Origin of the sequence: Leclercia sp. Colony189 (genome assembly GCF_009740165.1) — a bacterium.
In the GTDB taxonomy this organism is placed as follows: Bacteria; Pseudomonadota; Gammaproteobacteria; order Enterobacterales; family Enterobacteriaceae; genus Enterobacter.
The window spans coordinates 2,087,102-2,104,464 of record NZ_CP046557.1 but is presented as its reverse complement, the minus strand read 5'-3'; the positions used below and the strand labels follow the sequence as shown (position 1 = coordinate 2,104,464).

The window sequence follows — 17,363 nt, the reverse complement described above, 5'->3', positions numbered from 1 at the left end:
CTGCCATGTTAAGAACGATGCAAAAACACGGCGTGACGCTGGCGCTCTTTGCCGCCGTGCTCACCGGCATGACCGCGCTGGTCAACGGCTTAACCAAATCCACCATTGATGAACAGGCGGCCCGTCAGCAAAAAGCGCTGTTTGACCAGGTGATCCCGGCAGATATCTACGATAACGATCTGCAGAAGAGCTGTTATCTTGTCCAGACGCCAGCGCTTGGCAAAGGCACCCACCGTATTTTTATCGCCCGTAAAGGCGATACGCCGACCGGCGTGGTGATGGAGGCCACCGCCCCGGATGGATACTCCGGCGCTATCAGGCTGCTGGTGGGCACCGATTTTTCCGGCACCGTGCTGGGTACGCGCGTGACCGAGCACCACGAAACGCCAGGCCTTGGAGATAAGATTGAAACCCGCTTAAGCGACTGGATTTTGCATTTCGCTGGTAGAGTGATCCACGGTATTGACGATCCGGCGTTCGCGGTGAAAAAAGATGGTGGTGATATCGATCAGTTTACCGGTGCGACCATCACCCCACGTGCGGTAGTGAACGCCGTTAAACGTGCGGGGGTTTACGCACAATCGCTGCCTGCGCAACTTAACAATCTGCCCGCCTGTGAGGAGCGTTCATGAGCCAGGTAAAAGAGGTTTTTGTTCAGGGGCTGTGGAAAAACAACTCCGCGCTGGTACAGCTGCTGGGGATGTGTCCGCTGCTGGCCGTCACCTCCACCGTTACCAACGCGTTGGGCCTTGGCCTTGCCACCACCCTGGTATTGATCCTGACCAACCTGTCGATCTCTGCCCTGCGCCGCTGGACGCCGTCAGAGATTCGTATTCCGATCTACGTGATGATTATCGCCTCGGTGGTGAGCGTCGTGCAGATGCTGATCAACGCCTGGGCCTTTGGCCTCTATCAGTCGCTGGGGATTTTTATCCCGCTGATCGTCACCAACTGTATCGTGGTGGGCCGCGCCGAAGCCTTTGCGGTGAAAAACGATCCGCTGATTTCGGCCCTTGATGGCTTTGCCATCGGCATGGGGGCGACCGGGGCGATGTTTGTCCTGGGCGCCATGCGTGAAATCCTTGGCAACGGTACCCTGTTCGATGGCGCAGATGCGCTGCTGGGCAGCTGGGCCAAAGTTCTGCGCATTGAGGTGTTCCACACCGATACGCCGTTCCTGCTGGCGATGCTGCCCCCTGGCGCGTTTATTGGCCTGGGGATGATGCTGGCAGTAAAATACCTCATTGATGAGAAACGTAAACGCCGCGCTGCCACGCGCAGCGCAGAGGAAGGGATCCCTGAGAAGGCCTCATGAACAAAGAGAAACGTTTAACCATTTTGCAGCGCCTGCGTGAGAATAACCCGCACCCGACCACCGAGCTGAATTTTACCTCGCCCTTTGAACTGTTGATCGCGGTGTTGCTCTCCGCGCAGGCGACCGACGTGAGCGTCAATAAAGCCACCGCGAAGCTCTACCCCGTCGCCAACACGCCTCAGGCGATGCTGGAGCTGGGCGTTGAGGGGGTAAAGTCGTACATCAAAACCATCGGCCTGTTTAACAGCAAAGCCGAGAATGTGATCAAGACCTGCCGGATGCTGATAGAGCTGCACGGCGGTGAGGTACCGGAAGATCGCGCGGCGCTGGAAGCACTGCCTGGCGTGGGCCGTAAAACCGCCAACGTGGTGCTGAATACCGCCTTCGGCTGGCCGACCATTGCCGTGGATACTCATATCTTTCGTGTCTGCAACCGAACGAACTTCGCTCCGGGCAAAAACGTGGAGCAGGTCGAAGATAAGCTGCTGAAAGTGGTTCCTGCGGAGTTCAAGGTCGACTGCCATCACTGGTTGATCCTCCACGGACGCTATACCTGCATTGCGCGTAAACCGCGCTGTGGCTCCTGTATTATTGAAGATCTCTGTGAATTTAAAGAGAAAACCGACCACTGAAACCGTCATTCGACGGTTTTTTTATCACCTGAAAACCTTATATTAAGCACGAGTATCTTTCAGGCTCGCCTTTTGCAGTTTTTCTGTCTGAGCAAAAGTTTACGGTTCGCGCATTGTGCGGCTATATAACAATCAAACAGGTTAATTGTTTTTTCGTCAGCAAAATTTTCTATATAAATGTGATGGCGATCACTCTGTTCACACGCTGTTAATTTTATGTGTCAAAATGGCTACTAAAGCCCTACAGCATCGAGAAATACCCCCTTCTCAACCGTAGATATGTCCGGTTATTTTTCAGAACATAGGCCATATCACTGCCCAACACCTTTTACAGCAGAACATATCGCCATACGGCGATTTTCTCCCCTACTGAATAGTGAAAAAAACCAGTTTCACCGAAACGGTAAAATTTAACGCTAAATAACATTTAGGTTTCTGGCGCATTATAGGGCTTGAGTTAAATGTAACAGACTATTACAAACGTCTTGCCAGACGGGTCAGGATAGTGAACATTACCCGCCGTTTCCCCTCCCACTATAACTATAAAGCGGATGGACTACGGTCATCACGCTATGAACACCCCCGTTAATATGGGATGTAAAAAAAGAGGTATATGTGTCTACTGCAAACAATAAACCAGCTGAAGAGAGCGTAAGTCTTAACGCTTTCAAACAACCTAAATCGTTCTATCTCATATTCTCTATTGAGCTGTGGGAGCGTTTTGGTTACTACGGTCTGCAAGGGATCATGGCGGTTTACCTGGTGAAACAACTGGGTATGTCCGAAGCCGATTCCATCACCCTGTTCTCTTCTTTCAGTGCTCTGGTCTACGGTCTGGTCGCAATTGGTGGCTGGCTGGGCGATAAAGTACTGGGAACCAAACGTGTCATCCTGCTGGGCGCCATCGTTCTGGCGATCGGTTATGGTCTGGTAGCCTGGTCCGGTCACGATGCCGGCGTGGTTTACCTGGGTATGGCGACCATCGCGGTGGGTAACGGCCTGTTCAAGGCGAACCCGTCTGCCCTGCTTTCTACCTGTTATAAGAAAGATGACCCGCGTCTGGACGGTGCATTCACCATGTACTACATGTCCATCAACATTGGCTCCTTCTTCTCCATGCTGGCAACCCCGTGGCTGGCAGCAAAATTCGGCTGGAGCGTGGCGTTTGCCCTGAGCTTCGTCGGTATGCTGATCACCGTGGTGAACTTCCTGTTCTGCCGCAGCTGGGTGAAAGAGTACGGTTCAAAACCTGACTTTGCGCCGGTACAGATGGGTAAATTGCTGGCGACGCTGGTTGGTGTTGTCGTGCTGGTTGCTATCGCCACCTGGCTGCTGCACAACCAGGGTATTGCCCGTGCGGTGCTGGGCGTGGTTGCGCTGGGTATCATCTGCATCTTTGCAAAAGAAGCCTTCTCCATGCAGGGCGCGGCGCGTCGTAAGATGATTGTTGCCTTTATCCTGATGGTTGAAGCGATTGTCTTCTTCGTGCTGTACAGCCAGATGCCAACGTCTCTGAACTTCTTCGCGATCCGTAACGTTGAGCACTCTATCCTGGGTATCGCGTTCGAGCCTGAGCAGTTCCAGGCCCTGAACCCGTTCTGGATCATGGTAGGTAGCCCGATCCTGGCTGCCATCTACAACAAGATGGGCGACCGCCTGCCAATGCCGCACAAGTTCGCGGTGGGCATGGTGCTCTGCTCGGGTGCCTTCCTGGTACTGCCGCTGGGCGCGGAATTCGCCAGCGACGCGGGTATCGTCTCCGTGAACTGGCTGATCCTGAGCTACGCCCTGCAGTCTATCGGTGAGCTGATGATCTCCGGTCTGGGCCTGGCGATGGTTGCACAGCTGGTTCCACAGCGTCTGATGGGCTTCATCATGGGTAGCTGGTTCCTGACCACTGCCGGTGCTGCCATCATCGCCGGTAAGATCGCCAACCTGATGGCTGTGCCTTCTGATGTGACCGACCCGCTGCAGTCGCTGCATGTCTATGGTGACGTGTTCCTGCAGATTGGTATCGCCACTGCGGTTATCGCTGTGCTGATGATGCTGACTGCACCAAAACTGAACCGCATGACTCAGGACGACGACAATACCGCTAAAGCGAGCAACACCGCCGCCGTGTAATGTCATCGGGAAACGACTGACTACAAGCCGCTAACTGTGCGTTAGCGGCTTTTTTTTTATTATGGGGCGCACTAACATAGGGTAAACCTACGTAAACAGGAGTGACCGATGAAACTGTTCTATAAACCAGGCGCCTGCTCTCTTGCCTCCCATATTACGCTGCGCGAGAGCGGTAAAGACTTCACCCTCAACGGTGTTGATCTGATGCAAAAGCGTCTGGAAAACGGCGATGATTTTTTCGCGGTGAATCCTAAAGGCCAGGTTCCGGCCCTGCTGCTGGAAGATGGCACCCTGCTCACCGAGGGTGTTGCCATTATGCAGTACCTCGCGGACAGCGTCGCGGATCGCCAGCTACTGGCGCCAGCCGGCACTATCGCCCGCTATAAAACCATTGAATGGATGAACTACATCGCCACCGAACTGCATAAAGGTTTTACCCCGCTGTTCCGCCCGGACACCCCGGAAGAGTACAAGCCGATCGTTCGCGCCCTGCTGGAGAAGAAACTGCAGTATGTGAACGCGTCGCTGAAAGAGGATCAGTGGATCTGCGGGCAGCGCTTTACCATTGCCGATGCGTATCTGTTTACCGTCCTGCGCTGGGCACGGGCCGTGAAGCTGAACATGGAAGGATTAAGCCACATTGACGCCTATATGGCGCGTATGGCGGAGCGGCCTGCCGTGGCGGCAGCACTGGAAGCGGAAGGGTTAAAGTAAGCGCTTTTCGCCCGGCGGCGCTTTGCTTGCCGGGCCTACAAGACCTGTAGGCCGGGTAAGCGCAGCGCCGCCGGGCATTGAGGTCAAAGCTGGGTCGCGCTAAAAACGTGTTCCGGCTTCGCAATCCGGTCCTGTGCGGCCACAACCTGCAACTCGTACTCCTGCAGGGCTTTGGTGGCGATCATAATCTCATACACCGCCGCCGTGACGTGCTCAAGCGCATCACGCACCGTTGCCCCCTGCAGCAGTTTCACCAGCAGCAGACCGCTGGTCACATCGCCCACGCCCACCGGCTGACGGCTGCCAAAATCCACCAGCGGACGGCTGATGTGCCAGGCTTCATCTTTGGTCACCAGCAGCATCTCAAAGCGATCCGGGCTGATTCCGGCGCGGGCCAGATGTTTCACCAGCACGATTTCCGGCCCCATCGCAATCAGTTCACGGGACGCCGCAACGGCCTCCTCCACGCTGTTCACCGGATGTTCACAGAGGATCTCCAGTTCAATGAGGTTTGGGGCGATGATGTCGCTGGCCGGGAGAGCGTGACGCACGTGAAACTCCGCCACGCCTGGCGCCACGATACAGCCTTTTTCCGGATGGCCCATCACCGGATCGCAGAAATATTTCGCCGCCGGGTTCGCCGCCTTCACCTGGCGAACAATACCGAGAATATGCTCGCCCTGCTCGGCTGATCCAAGATAACCGCTCAGCACGGCATCGCAGGTTTTGAGTTTGTCGATATCAGCAATGCCCTGAACAATCTCTGTAAGATGAGCGGGCGGCATCACGCAACCGGTCCATTTGCCGTATTGCGTATGGTTGGAAAACTGAACGGTATTTAACGGCCAGACATTGGCCCCGAGACGGCGCATCGGAAATTCTGCGGCGCTGTTGCCAGCATGCCCAAAAACGACGTGGGACTGGATGGCGAGGATATTCTTCATTTTCTTACCACAACCCTGAAAAAATAAAGGGGCGTGGTTTCCCACGCCCCTGTGCTTTTATGATTATTTCCAGCAAACCAGACAGTAATTCTTTTTACCGCGACGCAGCAAGGTATAACGACCAAACAGGCGATCGCTGTCAGCGAAGACGTACTCCGCGTCAGACTGTTTTTCACCGTTAATGGTGATGGCGTTAGAGGCGATGGTTTTACGCGCCTGGCCACGGGACGGCTGAAGCTCAGAGTCGACCAGGGCCTGCATCAGATCGGCGCCTTTTTCCATCTCCACCATTGGCACGCCATCCTGCGCCAGCTGTTCGAAGTCTGCTTCGCTCAGATCGCTCAGGGTACCGTTAAACAGGCTGGCGGTAATGCGCTTGGCCGCCGCTAAGCCCTCTTCGCCGTGAACCAGCTTAGTGACCTCATCGGCCAGCACGTACTGGGCGCGTGGCGCTTTACCGCTGTTTTTGTCTTCTTCTTCAAGAGCATTGATCTCTTCAATGTCCATAAAGGTGAAGAACTTCAGGAAGCGATAAACGTCAGCATCTGCGGTGTTGATCCAGAACTGGTAGAACTTGTACGGGCTGGTTTTCTTCGGATCGAGCCATACCGCGCCGCCTTCAGTTTTACCGAACTTGGTGCCGTCCGCTTTGGTGATCAGCGGAACGGTCAGACCGAAGACCTGATTCTGGTGCAGACGACGGGTCAGATCGATACCGGAGGTGATGTTACCCCACTGATCGGAGCCGCCAATCTGCAGCGCAACGCCGTGCAGCTTGTTCAGACAGGCAAAGTCATACCCCTGCAGCAGGTTGTAGGAGAACTCGGTAAAGGAGATGCCCTGATCGTCACGGTTCAGACGCTGCTTCACCGCTTCTTTGTTGATCATCTGGTTAACGGAGAAGTGTTTACCGATATCCCGCAGGAAGGTCAGCACGTTCATGCTGCCAAACCAGTCGTAGTTGTTCGCAGCGATCGCGGAGTTTTCACCACAGTCAAAGTCGAGGAATGGCGCGACCTGTTTGCGGATTTTCGCCACCCACTCCTCTACGGTATCCGCCGTATTCAGTTTACGCTCAGCGGCTTTGAAGCTTGGGTCACCAATCAGACCCGTTGCGCCACCGACCAGAGCCACAGGCTTATGGCCAGCCAGCTGGAAGCGTTTCAGGCATAACAAAGGAACCAGATGCCCCAAATGCAAGCTGTCAGCGGTAGGATCGAAGCCGCAATAGAGCGCGATCGGGCCTTGCGCCAGTCGCTCTGCTAACGCTTCCTCGTCCGTCACCTGGGCTACCAGCCCCCGCTCTTGCAATTGTTTAATCAAGTTACTGCTTGCCATCAAATTCTCCATGTATAAAACGACTGCACCTTTGCCGGTACACGACTTTTCGCCAGACGCGAAAGGTACATAGAATAAAGCGCTGACCAACGTAGCGCCAGCGCTTAAGAGAACAAATTTCGGGGATTAGGGTGCCAGCCGATCGATTTTCCACGCGCCGTTATCGCGCTGATAGATAAACCTGTCGTGAAGGCGATGTTCACCGCCCTGCCAGAATTCCATCTGCTGAACGGAGACGCGGAAGCCGCCCCAGAAACTCGGCAGCGGCACTTCGCCCTGCTGGAATTTCTGTTTCAGCTCAAGGAACTTGCTCTCCAGCACGCCGCGGGCAGAGATACGGCTCGACTGTTTAGAGACCCAGGCGCCAATCTGGCTGTCCCGCGGACGGCTGTGGAAATACTTCACCACTTCAAGGGTTGAGAGACGTTCAACGGAGCCGGTGACCATCACCTGGCGCTCCAGCATATGCCACGGGAAGAGCAAACTGATACGCGGGTTGTTTTCCAGATGCTGCGCCTTACGGCTGCCAAGGTTGGTGTAGAACACCAGTCCTTTGTCATCGTAATGTTTGAGCAGCACGATGCGCTGCCAGGGTTGGCCATTTTCATCGACGGTGGCAACCACCATCGCGGTGGGATCGGCAAGTTGTGCTTCACAGGCCTGTTTTAGCCAGTGCTCAAACAGCACCAGCGGCTCGGCGGGGAGATCCTGGCGACGCAGGCCGCCTTTGGTGTATTCGCGCCGCAGGTGCGCAATTTTCTGCAATTCGTCGTTATCTGACATGGCGTTAACTGACGTTGACAATGGGTGACGCTATTGTGCGCCGCCCCCTGCAAAATCTCAACGCTTCGGATTTTCGATCTGACAATTGTTCAGCACAATGCGATCGCGCTTGTAGACCGTTGCACTGTCGCCTTTCGACCAGAAGACATACACCCCGTCGCTATATCGGGTCCCGGAAGCGGAGATCCCCTGTTTCAGCGTCAGCAGCTTATTGTCGTACACGAAACTGACTTCCTGACGGGGATTATTGAGCTTAACGGTCAGGGGCTTTTCGTCGCACTGATAGGCCAGCGTGTCGGTTTGCATGCGCTCGACGAACTGGTTGTAAACGCTACAGCTCGCCAGCAGAAAGGGAGTAAAAGCAAGAAGCAGTTTTTTCATGGGTAAATTCCGAAGACTTTCCTGGTCCCGGAGGGCGCGTAGGCCCTCCCGTTTTTTCGGCTATTCTTACCCACAGCAGGCTTAAGTGAAATTCGGTTAACTCTGATTTTGCCGCGGATTCGCTGGAAAAACAGCACCTAACACGCTCGCTTCACGGGCTCCGGTTACCGAGGGTAAGTTCCCCGGCAGACCAGCCACCGTGCGCCACGCCAGCCAGGCAAAGGCCAGCGCCTCCATGTCATCGCCGCTGATCCCTGCTTTGTCGGTGGTGGTTACCTCCGTGCCCGGCAGCAGACCGGCGAGACGGGTCATCACCAGTGGGTTACGGCTGCCGCCGCCGCACACCAGCAGACGCTCGCAGCCCCCGCTCAGCAGCACCTGTTCCGAGACCGAAACGGCAGTAAGCTCTGCCAGCGTGGCCTGTACATCCTCAGGCGCCAGGCCCGGGAAGTTCGCCAGCTGACGCTCAAGCCAGCCGTAGTTGAAGTATTCGCGGCCAGTGCTTTTCGGCGCCGGTGCGGCAAAATAGGGATCGCTGAGCATGCTTTGCAGCAGCGGGATAATAACTTTACCGCTGCATGCCCACTGGGCGTCTTTATCGTAGGCTTTACCCGCCTGACGCCAGATCCAGGCGTCCATCAGCATATTTCCCGGCCCGGTGTCGAAGCCGCGTACCGGCTGGCCTGGGATCAATAAAGAAAGATTGGCGATGCCGCCGATGTTGAGCACCATGCGGCGCTCCGTCGGATGCGCCAGCAGGGCGTGGTGGAACGCGGGGACCAGCGGTGCGCCCTGCCCGCCGAGGGCCATGTCGCGGCGGCGGAAATCCCCCACCACCGTCACGCCGGTTTTGGCGACGATCTGGTTGTTATCGCCTATCTGCAACGTATGCGGCGCGTCGCCGCCCGGCTCATGCCAGACCGTTTGCCCGTGACAGCCGATCGCCACCACATCCTGCGGACGAAGATTCTCCTGGTTCATCAGCGCCAGCACCGCATCACCAAACAGGCGTCCGAGCTGCGTATCAAGCTGCCCCAGCTGCGACAGCGTCAGCTGTTGGCCCTGACAGATATTCAGGATCGCCTGTTTCGTCTCCTGGGGAATAAGCCAGCTAAGGCTTGCCTGCTGGGCAACCATATTCTCGTCTATTGCCGCCAGGACGACATCCACACCATCCAGACTGGTTCCTGACATTACGCCAATGTAGCGACCCGATTTCATCCGTTTTCCTTAATCCGTTTGGGCTGATGACTCACTCCACCATAAACCGATTATCAATGCTACGATGGACTCATACTTTTTAACAATAGCTGGCGCTGGGCGTCATTCCAGGAATAATCCGTATCTCCTGCAGGGTGACATCGTCGCTTGTATAGCTATGGTTGAGTGAGAATCGAGTACCATTCTGATTGTGTTTGAGCAAAGATAGGATTTATGGCACCCGATGCCATATAATTTAGCCATAACGGATGCTCAACGAGCGTTTTTGGTGAACAGGAGATTCAAATGATTTTACGTGTACTGGCCGTTTCGCTGGTTGGATTCACTCTGGCTGGCTGTGTTAATGACAACTCCCTGTCCGGGGACGTTTACAGTGCCTCTGAGGCGAAACAGGTTCAGAATGTCACTTACGGCACCATCGTGAACGCGCGCCCGGTACAGATTCAGGGTGGTGATGAGAACAACGTGATCGGCGCACTTGGCGGTGCGGTACTGGGTGGCTTCCTCGGTAACACCGTGGGTGGCGGCACAGGCCGTTCACTGGCAACCGCGGCGGGTGCCGTAGCCGGTGGCGTTGCGGGTCAGGGCGTCCAGGGTGCGATGAACAAATCCCAGGGCGTTGAGTTAGAGATCCGCAAGGATGACGGCAGCACCATTATGGTGGTCCAGAAACAGGGCAATACGCGGTTTGCTGCTGGTCAACGTGTGGTACTGGCCAGCAACGGCAGCCAGGTCACCGTCTCCCCACGTTAATAACGTTATGGGCGTGGTCATCCGATCACGCCCCGCACCATTAAGCATTACTAATATAAATATATTAATTTAATACATTCACATTATTTATATTTAATTCTCGTACCGCTTGTTCCTGCGCAAAGTATTCCCCCTGCGCTTATGAGATGATTCGCAAATCCTTTTTTCTTTATTTGAAATATTTATGCTTGCGATAAATCATTATATTAAGAACAAGTATGCGCAGTTCTTTGTGGGCTGCTTTATTGTCATCGGAATTTTACACTCTCTTTTTTTTGGCCTGGTCGGAAAGACGGCGTCATTTTCCCCGTTTCTCTTTCCTATGCTCACCATTTTTTTACTGGTATTTCACCTGTTTATCGCCTGTTTCATGGTGATGAAATACTGGTGCGACAGAATGCGTTTATATCTGATGTCCTTTGCCTTTGCCTTCGTCGGTTCGGCTTTGTTGATGGTGGGAACGCTATCCAGCTTCCCGGCGTGGCTGGATTTGTATCAGTTCAACGTTGTTAACTATAACGACGCCATGATCTACTTCGCGTTCCGTCATCTGCTGATGGCCGTGCTTTTTATCGTTGCGGCTGTGCTGTACGCTATCCGCAGCCGACCACTGTCGCGAATTTTCCATCTTTCGATAATTTCAGGCATGTTTATATTTACGGCCCTGATTGTGATCCTCGCCTGGCTCTACTCCAGCAACGTGGCTTTATTATCATTAGATTTGGTCGACAACGACACCCGGCAATATCTGTTGCTGTGGAAACGGCCGATTAACATTACGCTCATCGCGTTCTGGATTATTGCATTGGCGATATTGTTGCGTACGACGCGGGTGCGCAATCTGTTCTGGGTGGGCGGGAATTTCTTATGCCTCTGTTATATCGCAACGTTTGCCATGCTGTTGTCAGGCGGACACGCAGAAGATATCTCATGGTATCGCGCACGGTTATTTGAAGCCGTTGCCACGCTGCTGATTATGTTTGTCCTGCTGTATGACGTATTTAATCTTTATCGCGAATCGCATCTGAAGTATCAACAGTCTTACCAGAACTCGATTCGCGATCCGCTGACCCGGCTCTACAACCGTAGCTATTTCTATGATGCCCTGAACCACGCCCTTCATACGGTAAAACCGACGGAGCCGGTCTCGGTTATCGTCAGCGATCTCGATCGTTTTAAGCGCATCAACGACTGCTATGGACACCTGCAAGGAGATAAGGTTTTGCAGTTTGTCGCCCAGTTGCTGATGGATTCCGTCCGGCCAAATGACGTTGCGGCGCGTATCGGGGGAGAAGAATTTGTTCTGCTGTTAACCCATACCCCCCCTGAAGCGGCGCGCCAGGTTGCGGAGCGGATACGCTTAAAACTGAGCAGCTTCGATAAAGCCAGCTCCGACGGACAACTTCCCGAGCCCATCACCATCAGCATGGGCGTGTTTACCGCCATAGAGAACATCAGCGCGGAAGAGTGCGTCGGGCGTGCAGATAAAGCGATGTACGAGGCAAAAGAGAGCGGACGTAACCGGGTGGTCGTGTTCCAGTAAAGAAAAAGCCTTGCGTTCGCAAGGCTTTTTTAAAGGTTAGTCGCGGGACTGTAACTCATTGATATTGTGCTCAAGCCGGGCTACCAGCGAGATCAGCAGTTCCAGTTCGGCAGGCGTGATCCCGGAGAGGATCTCACCGCGCGTTTTGCTGATCACCGCCTCCATCTCTGTGATGATGGGGGTGGCTTTCTCAGTGAGTTTAATCCGCTTGGCACGACGATCGCTGGCGCAGGTCTGGCGTGAAATCAGCCCCTTCTCTTCCAGTTGATCGAGCGTTCGTACCAGTGATGGCTGCTCGATGCCAATCGCTTTTGCCAGTTGGATCTGTGACTGGTCGGGTGGCAGCTGATGGATGTTATGCAGCGTGACCCAATGCGTCTGTGTCAATTCCAGAGGTTTCAGGCGATGGTCAATCAGAGCACGCCAGATGCGTACTAACCTTGCCAGATCAGAACCTAGTGGCGATTCCAATTTCATCTCCTTATAATTAGCTTGCTAAGTTATTATACTGATTTTAGAATAGTGTGCAGCATTTATATTGCCAAAACAAATGCAATACTGCATACATCCTTGATGAGAGTCTGATTTACACTTTGTTGTGACGCCCCAGCGCGTTATGCGGCCGCGCTTTTTGGCCACGACCCATTTGCAAAGGAACCGGCACGTGACGTTCACGCTTAACGCCTCGGGGTTACCGCTTCAGGATCTGATAGTAGGTGCCTCGGTTTACTTTCCCCCTCTGTTCAAAGCGGTGATGCTGGGTTTTATTCTCTGGCTGGTCACCCACCGCTTGCTGCGCGACTGGATCTATTCCGGTGAAATCTGGCACCCCATGCTGATGGATCTTTCGTTATTCGTCCTTGCAGTCTGCCTGGGCCTGGTTCTGCTCATTGTGTGGTGACTATGCTTATGAAAACAATTAAATATTTTTCATCATTACTGGTTCTGGCCGTGGCGCTCATCGCTGGATGGTGGCTATGGAATTATTATATGCAGTCCCCCTGGACCCGGGACGGAAAGGTGCGCGCCGAGCAGGTCAGCGTGACGCCCCAGGTTTCCGGCACGATTACCACCCTGCACATTAAAGATAACCAGTTTGTCCATGCGGGAGAGGTGCTCTTCAGAATTGATCAGACCCCGTTCCATATTGCAGTGCTTAACGCCGAGGCGCAGCTGGCAAAAGCTCAGTCCGATCTCTCAAAAGCCAATAATGAAGCGAACCGGCGCCGCCACCTGTCGCAAAAATATATCTCCGCCGAAGATCTGGATACCGCCAATATTAACGTCAAAGCGATGCAGGCCAACGTAGCGGTGGCTGAAGCGACGCTAAAACAGGCGCAGTGGCAATTGACCCAGACGGTGGTTAAAGCACCGGTGGACGGCTGGGTCACCAATCTTTCAACCCGGGTGGGTGATTACGCCTCCACGGGCCAGCCGGTGTTCGCCCTGGTCGACAGCCACTCCTTTTACGTGGTGGGCTATTTTGAAGAGACCAAGCTCCGGCATATCCGTGAGGGTGCGCCGGTGCAGATCGTACTCTACAGCAGTTCGCAAACGTTACAGGGTCACGTATCGAGTATTGGTCGGGCTATCTACGATCAGAGCGTGGAGACCGATTCAGGGCTGGTGCCCGACGTGAAACCTAATATTCCCTGGGTGAGGCTGGCGCAGCGCATCCCGGTGCGCATCAGTTTCGACAAGCTACCGCCTGACCTGACGCTGGTCTCCGGCACCACCTGTACCGTCTCTGTGGGAACCGCCCGGTGAACCTCCCCGCTTTTTCATGGCGCAACCTGCCGTGGATAAAGGCGACCCCGGCGCAGTGGCGCTACGCCCTGCGCAACGGGATAGCGATGTGCCTGGCTCTCACTGTCGCCTACTGTCTTAACCTCGACGAACCCTACTGGGCGATGACCTCGGCGGCGGTGGTCAGCTTCCCGACCGTTGGCGGTGTGATCAGTAAAAGCCTTGGCCGCGTGGCGGGCAGCCTGCTCGGTGCCACCGCTGCGCTGATTATTGCCGGTCATACGCTCAACGACCCGTGGCTATTTCTGTTCAGCATGGCGGCCTGGCTGGCGCTTTGCACCTGGGCCTGCGCCCATTTCACCAATAACGTCGCCTATGCCTTCCAGCTGGCTGGATACACCGCGGCGATCATCGCGTTCCCGGTCATTGATATTCTCGACACCACCCAGTTGTGGGATATCGCCCAGGCCCGCGTGTGCGAAGTTATTATTGGCATCCTTAGCGGCGGGGTGATGATGATGATCCTGCCCAGCACCTCCGACGGCAAAGCCCTCATCACCGCGCTGAAAACCATGCACACCCGGCTGCTGGAGCACGCCAGCCTGCTGTGGCAGCCCGACAGTAACGATGCTATTCGCCTGGCCCACGAGAAGGTTATCGCCCAGATCCTGACCATGAACCTGCTGCGTATCCAGGCTTTCTGGAGCCATTACCGTTTTCGCCGCCAGAATGCCCTGCTTAATTATCTCCTCCACCAGCAGCTTCGGATGACCAGCGCCATCTCCAGTCTGCGCCGCATGCTGCTGAACTGGCCTAATCCGCCCGCCCACACCCGGGAGGTTATCGATCAACTCCTCGCCGCCCTTGCCCGTCCTGACGCCGATTTTTATACCGTGGCGCGGATCCTTGCTCCACTGAGGCCAGGCACCGACGCGGATTACCGCCATCGTGCCTTCTGGCTGCGACTACGCTATTTCTGCCGTCTGTATCTACAGAGCAGCCGCTGGATAAAAGCCGTTGAAACCGCGACGCCGATAACAGAATTTATCGTTCCCCGCAGCCCGGCGCTGGCCCGGCATACTGATAATCTGGAAGCGCTCTGGAGCGGCTTTCGCACCTTTTGCGCCCTTAGCCTGGTAGGCGCCTGGACCATTGCCGCCCAGTGGGATGCAGGGGGGGCGGCCCTGACCCTGGCCGCGATCAGCAGCGTGCTCTATTCGGTGGCGGCCTCGCCCTTTAATTCGCTCACGCTGCTGCTGCGCACCCTGATCCTGCTCTCGCTCTTCAGCTTTGTGGTCAAGTTTGGCCTGATGGTGCAGATCTCGGACCTCTGGCTGTTCCTGCTGTTTCTCTTCCCGCTGCTGACCACCATGCAACTTATGAAGCAGCAGATGCCCGCCCTCGCCGGTCTGTGGGGGCAGCTTATTGTCTTTATGGGTTCATTTATTTCGGTGACCAACCCGCCGGTGTATGACTTTGCCGAGTTTCTCAATGACAACCTGGCAAAAATACTTGGCGTGGGGCTGACGTGGCTGGCCTTTGCGGTGCTGCGTCCGGGCTCCGATGCGCGTAAGAGCCGTCGTCACATTCGCGAATTGCGGCGCGGATTTGTCGATCAGCTGAGCCGCAGGCCGCGGCTCAGCGAGAATGGCTATGAATCGCTGGTCTATCACCATGTTAACCAGCTCAATAACAGTCAGGATGCGCTGGCGCGACGCTGGCTGCTGCGTTGGGGAGTGGTGCTGCTGAACTGCAGCCATGTGGTCTGGCAGTTACGGGACTGGGAGACGCGCTCGGATCCGCTGGCCCGGGTGCGCGACGTCGCCGTCTCACTGCTGCGTGACATCATGAGCGAACGCGGCGTACAGCAGCGTCCCCTGGCCGCCACGCTGGATGAGCTTCAGCGTATCTGTGACACTCTGTCGCATCATCCGCAGCCCGCCGGACAAGAGCTTGCGGCCCTGATCTGGCGACTGCACTGCTCGCTATCCCAGCTGGAACAGGCACCCGCACCGGGCACCCTCAGCGATCAAATCACCCCGCAGGCGTAGCGCTCCCCGCCACCGCCAAGAGGTTTAGGGTGATCCGACATATTATCCCCACCGACATGGATCATCAGCGCTTTGCCTTTTACCTCATCCAGCTTTTTGAGGCGCGGGGCAACGACCGGGTCGGTCGCTTTACCGTCATTGTTGACCACCAGCGCTGGCAGATCGCCTAAGTGGCCCATCCCCTCCGGCCCTTCATGTTTGCCGGTGTTATGGGGATCGAGGTGTCCACCCGCGGCCTCAGCGGCGGACGGTTTGCCATCTTTCATGGCCGGTTCGCAGGAGCCTTTGGCATGGACGTGATAACCGTGTTCGCCCGGAGGGAGGGCTTTGAGATCCGGGGAAAACTCCAGGCCTTTATCGGTTTCAGTGATGGTGACTGTCCCGATGGACTGGCCGATCCCCTGAGAGGTGACGAGGTTCATCTTTACTTCTTCGCTGGCAGCCTGCGCACCTGCACAAACCACCAGCGTTAACGCTGCCAGAGTAAATCGCTTCATATGACCTCCTTGGTTATTTTTTGCCCCTTAAGTTTATACCAGGGGCAACGTTTTAACCGGAAAGTCAGACAAATAGAGAATTACGGCACGTCGTAACCCAGCGCGGCTTTGCGGATGCGGAACCACTGCTGGCGGGTCATGTTCAGCTGCTCTGCTGCCAGCGCTGAACGTACACGTTCAATTTTGCCGGAACCGATGATCGGCAGCGGCTGGGATGGCAGACGTAAAATCCACGCATAGACCACCTGCTCGATAGTTTCGGCATTCAGCTCCTGGGCCACCTTCGCCAGCTCATCGCGCAGCGGCTGGAAGGCATCATCATTAAACAGGCGACCACCGCCGAGGCAGGACCAGGCCATCGGGCGAATACGCAGCTGCTGGAGCTGATCGAGGGTACCGTCCAGCAGCAGCGGCTGATAAACCGGCGAAATTTCAACCTGGTTAGTCGCCAGGGTGAACGGCAGACGCGACTGCAGCAGGGCAAACTGGGCTGGCGTAAAGTTAGAGACGCCAAAATGGCGCACCTTGCCGCTCTGGTGCAGGGCGAGGAAGGCTTCGGCAACCTCATCGGCGTCCATCAGCGGATCGGGACGGTGGATCAGCAGCAGGTCAAGGCGATCGGTCGCCAGATTCGTGAGGGACTGTTCTGCACTACGAATAATATGGTCGCGGTCGGTAATGTAGTGGCCGAGGGCATGCTCCGCTTTCGCCGTGGTGGCGATACCGCATTTGGTGACGATCTCCATACGCTCACGCAGCGCGGGAGAGAGCTTCATCGCCTCACCAAAGGCTGCTTCACACTCGTAGCCGCCATAAATATCGGCGTGATCGACAGTGGTGATCCCCAGATCCAGATGCTCTTCAATAAAACTGGCCAGCTCCTGGGCGGACATGTTCCAGTCCATCAGACGCCAGTAGCCCATCACAAAACGAGAAAACTCCGGGCCCTGCGGGGCAAGGGTAATACGCTGAACCATAGCAATTTCCTTTAAAAAAAGTCTGGGGAGAGTATACGCGTTTGTGACGCTAAAAAAGTGAGGGCTGCTGAGGTTCTTCAGCTTCAGGGGGCTTGTTTGCGCGCAATTTACGCAAAAGACGCTGGCGGCACAGGCGCAGGATCTCCTGTTTCTGGGCATCGCTCATCGACTGCCAGTTAAAACGCTCTTCCCGGCTGCGCATACAGCCGCGACAAAACCCTCGCTCATCCGACTGGCAAATACCGCGGCACGGGCTCTGGACAGGAAAGAACTCCAGTTGTTCAGCCACACGCACCTCCCGAAACCCAAGATTCAGTAAAGTGAAGACCTTAAGCCGGGGTTAC

19 protein-coding genes are annotated in these 17,363 nt (G+C 55.4%); 10 read left to right on the top strand and 9 right to left on the bottom strand.

Annotated elements, in window-relative coordinates:
* Nucleotides 1-5: 5 nt before the first annotated feature.
* The 5 genes from rsxG to gstA all read left to right on the top strand — a co-directional run bounded on the left by rsxG (nt 6) and on the right by gstA (nt 4,785).
* On the top strand, nt 6-632 hold the full coding sequence (rsxG, locus tag GNG29_RS10030) for an electron transport complex subunit RsxG (protein ID WP_103179384.1): 627 nt from the start codon (nt 6-8) through the stop codon (nt 630-632).
* Complete coding sequence (locus GNG29_RS10025) at nt 629-1,315, top strand: electron transport complex subunit E (protein ID WP_103179383.1); 687 nt, start codon at nt 629-631, stop codon at nt 1,313-1,315. Before rsxG ends, GNG29_RS10025 begins: the two co-directional genes overlap by 4 nt.
* Nucleotides 1,312-1,947 (top strand): endonuclease III, encoded by a 636-nt coding sequence (gene nth / locus GNG29_RS10020; RefSeq protein WP_103179382.1) that lies wholly within the window; start codon nt 1,312-1,314, stop codon nt 1,945-1,947. Before GNG29_RS10025 ends, nth begins: the two co-directional genes overlap by 4 nt.
* A gap of 615 nt (nt 1,948-2,562) precedes the next feature.
* Nucleotides 2,563-4,071: a dipeptide/tripeptide permease DtpA gene (dtpA, locus tag GNG29_RS10015; RefSeq protein ID WP_103179381.1), complete on the top strand. Its 1,509-nt coding sequence runs from the start codon at nt 2,563-2,565 to the stop codon at nt 4,069-4,071.
* 108 nt (nt 4,072-4,179) lie between these two features.
* Nucleotides 4,180-4,785 (top strand): glutathione transferase GstA, encoded by a 606-nt coding sequence (gstA, locus tag GNG29_RS10010; RefSeq protein ID WP_103179380.1) that lies wholly within the window; start codon nt 4,180-4,182, stop codon nt 4,783-4,785.
* Nucleotides 4,786-4,868: 83 nt separating this feature from the next.
* Here gstA and pdxY read toward each other — a convergent pair whose 3' ends face one another.
* The 5 genes from pdxY to anmK all read right to left on the bottom strand — a co-directional run bounded on the left by pdxY (nt 4,869) and on the right by anmK (nt 9,452).
* The gene (gene pdxY / locus GNG29_RS10005) at nt 4,869-5,729 is read right to left on the bottom strand and encodes a pyridoxal kinase PdxY (RefSeq protein ID WP_103179379.1); all 861 of its coding nucleotides are present in this window, start codon (nt 5,727-5,729) and stop codon (nt 4,869-4,871) included.
* 63 nt (nt 5,730-5,792) lie between these two features.
* Nucleotides 5,793-7,067 (bottom strand): tyrosine--tRNA ligase, encoded by a 1,275-nt coding sequence (gene tyrS, locus GNG29_RS10000; RefSeq protein WP_103179378.1) that lies wholly within the window; start codon nt 7,065-7,067, stop codon nt 5,793-5,795.
* A 126-nt stretch (nt 7,068-7,193) separates the two neighbouring features.
* The gene (gene pdxH / locus GNG29_RS09995) at nt 7,194-7,850 is read right to left on the bottom strand and encodes a pyridoxamine 5'-phosphate oxidase (protein WP_103179377.1); all 657 of its coding nucleotides are present in this window, start codon (nt 7,848-7,850) and stop codon (nt 7,194-7,196) included.
* Between the two features lie 57 nt (nt 7,851-7,907).
* On the bottom strand, nt 7,908-8,231 hold the full coding sequence (gene mliC / locus GNG29_RS09990) for a C-type lysozyme inhibitor (RefSeq protein WP_103179376.1): 324 nt from the start codon (nt 8,229-8,231) through the stop codon (nt 7,908-7,910).
* Nucleotides 8,232-8,327: 96 nt separating this feature from the next.
* Entirely contained in the window at nt 8,328-9,452 is a 1,125-nt protein-coding gene (gene anmK / locus GNG29_RS09985) for an anhydro-N-acetylmuramic acid kinase (RefSeq protein WP_156654390.1), read from the bottom strand.
* Nucleotides 9,453-9,737: 285 nt separating this feature from the next.
* Here anmK and slyB point away from each other — a divergent pair, with 285 nt between their 5' ends.
* Nucleotides 9,738-10,205: an outer membrane lipoprotein SlyB gene (gene slyB / locus GNG29_RS09980; protein WP_103179374.1), complete on the top strand. Its 468-nt coding sequence runs from the start codon at nt 9,738-9,740 to the stop codon at nt 10,203-10,205.
* A 184-nt stretch (nt 10,206-10,389) separates the two neighbouring features.
* A complete protein-coding gene (locus GNG29_RS09975) occupies nt 10,390-11,748 on the top strand; it encodes a GGDEF domain-containing protein (protein WP_156654389.1) in 1,359 nt (452 codons plus the stop codon).
* Between the two features lie 36 nt (nt 11,749-11,784).
* Here GNG29_RS09975 and slyA read toward each other — a convergent pair whose 3' ends face one another.
* Entirely contained in the window at nt 11,785-12,225 is a 441-nt protein-coding gene (slyA, locus tag GNG29_RS09970) for a transcriptional regulator SlyA (protein ID WP_103179372.1), read from the bottom strand.
* 187 nt (nt 12,226-12,412) lie between these two features.
* Between slyA and GNG29_RS09965 the strand changes: the two genes are divergently transcribed.
* The 3 genes from GNG29_RS09965 to GNG29_RS09955 are packed head-to-tail and all read left to right on the top strand — an operon-like array spanning nt 12,413 to nt 15,545.
* Nucleotides 12,413-12,649: a DUF1656 domain-containing protein gene (locus GNG29_RS09965; RefSeq protein WP_103823914.1), complete on the top strand. Its 237-nt coding sequence runs from the start codon at nt 12,413-12,415 to the stop codon at nt 12,647-12,649.
* A 2-nt stretch (nt 12,650-12,651) separates the two neighbouring features.
* Complete coding sequence (locus GNG29_RS09960; protein WP_156654388.1) at nt 12,652-13,515, top strand: HlyD family secretion protein; 864 nt, start codon at nt 12,652-12,654, stop codon at nt 13,513-13,515.
* Nucleotides 13,512-15,545, top strand: a complete 2,034-nt coding sequence (locus GNG29_RS09955; protein ID WP_156654387.1) for an FUSC family protein — start codon at nt 13,512-13,514, stop codon at nt 15,543-15,545. The genes GNG29_RS09960 and GNG29_RS09955 overlap by 4 nt, the downstream gene beginning before the upstream one ends.
* Here the strand turns inward: GNG29_RS09955 and sodC are convergent.
* The 3 genes from sodC to GNG29_RS09940 form a co-directional block, all read right to left on the bottom strand.
* Nucleotides 15,524-16,042 (bottom strand): superoxide dismutase [Cu-Zn] SodC, encoded by a 519-nt coding sequence (sodC, locus tag GNG29_RS09950; protein WP_103179368.1) that lies wholly within the window; start codon nt 16,040-16,042, stop codon nt 15,524-15,526. The two genes, GNG29_RS09955 and sodC, sit on opposite strands and share 22 nt — an antisense overlap.
* Before the next feature lie 80 nt (nt 16,043-16,122).
* Nucleotides 16,123-17,019, bottom strand: a complete 897-nt coding sequence (locus tag GNG29_RS09945) for an aldo/keto reductase family oxidoreductase (protein ID WP_156654386.1) — start codon at nt 17,017-17,019, stop codon at nt 16,123-16,125.
* Nucleotides 17,020-17,068: 49 nt separating this feature from the next.
* Nucleotides 17,069-17,308: a DUF1289 domain-containing protein gene (locus tag GNG29_RS09940; RefSeq protein WP_103179366.1), complete on the bottom strand. Its 240-nt coding sequence runs from the start codon at nt 17,306-17,308 to the stop codon at nt 17,069-17,071.
* Nucleotides 17,309-17,363: the final 55 nt, after the last annotated feature.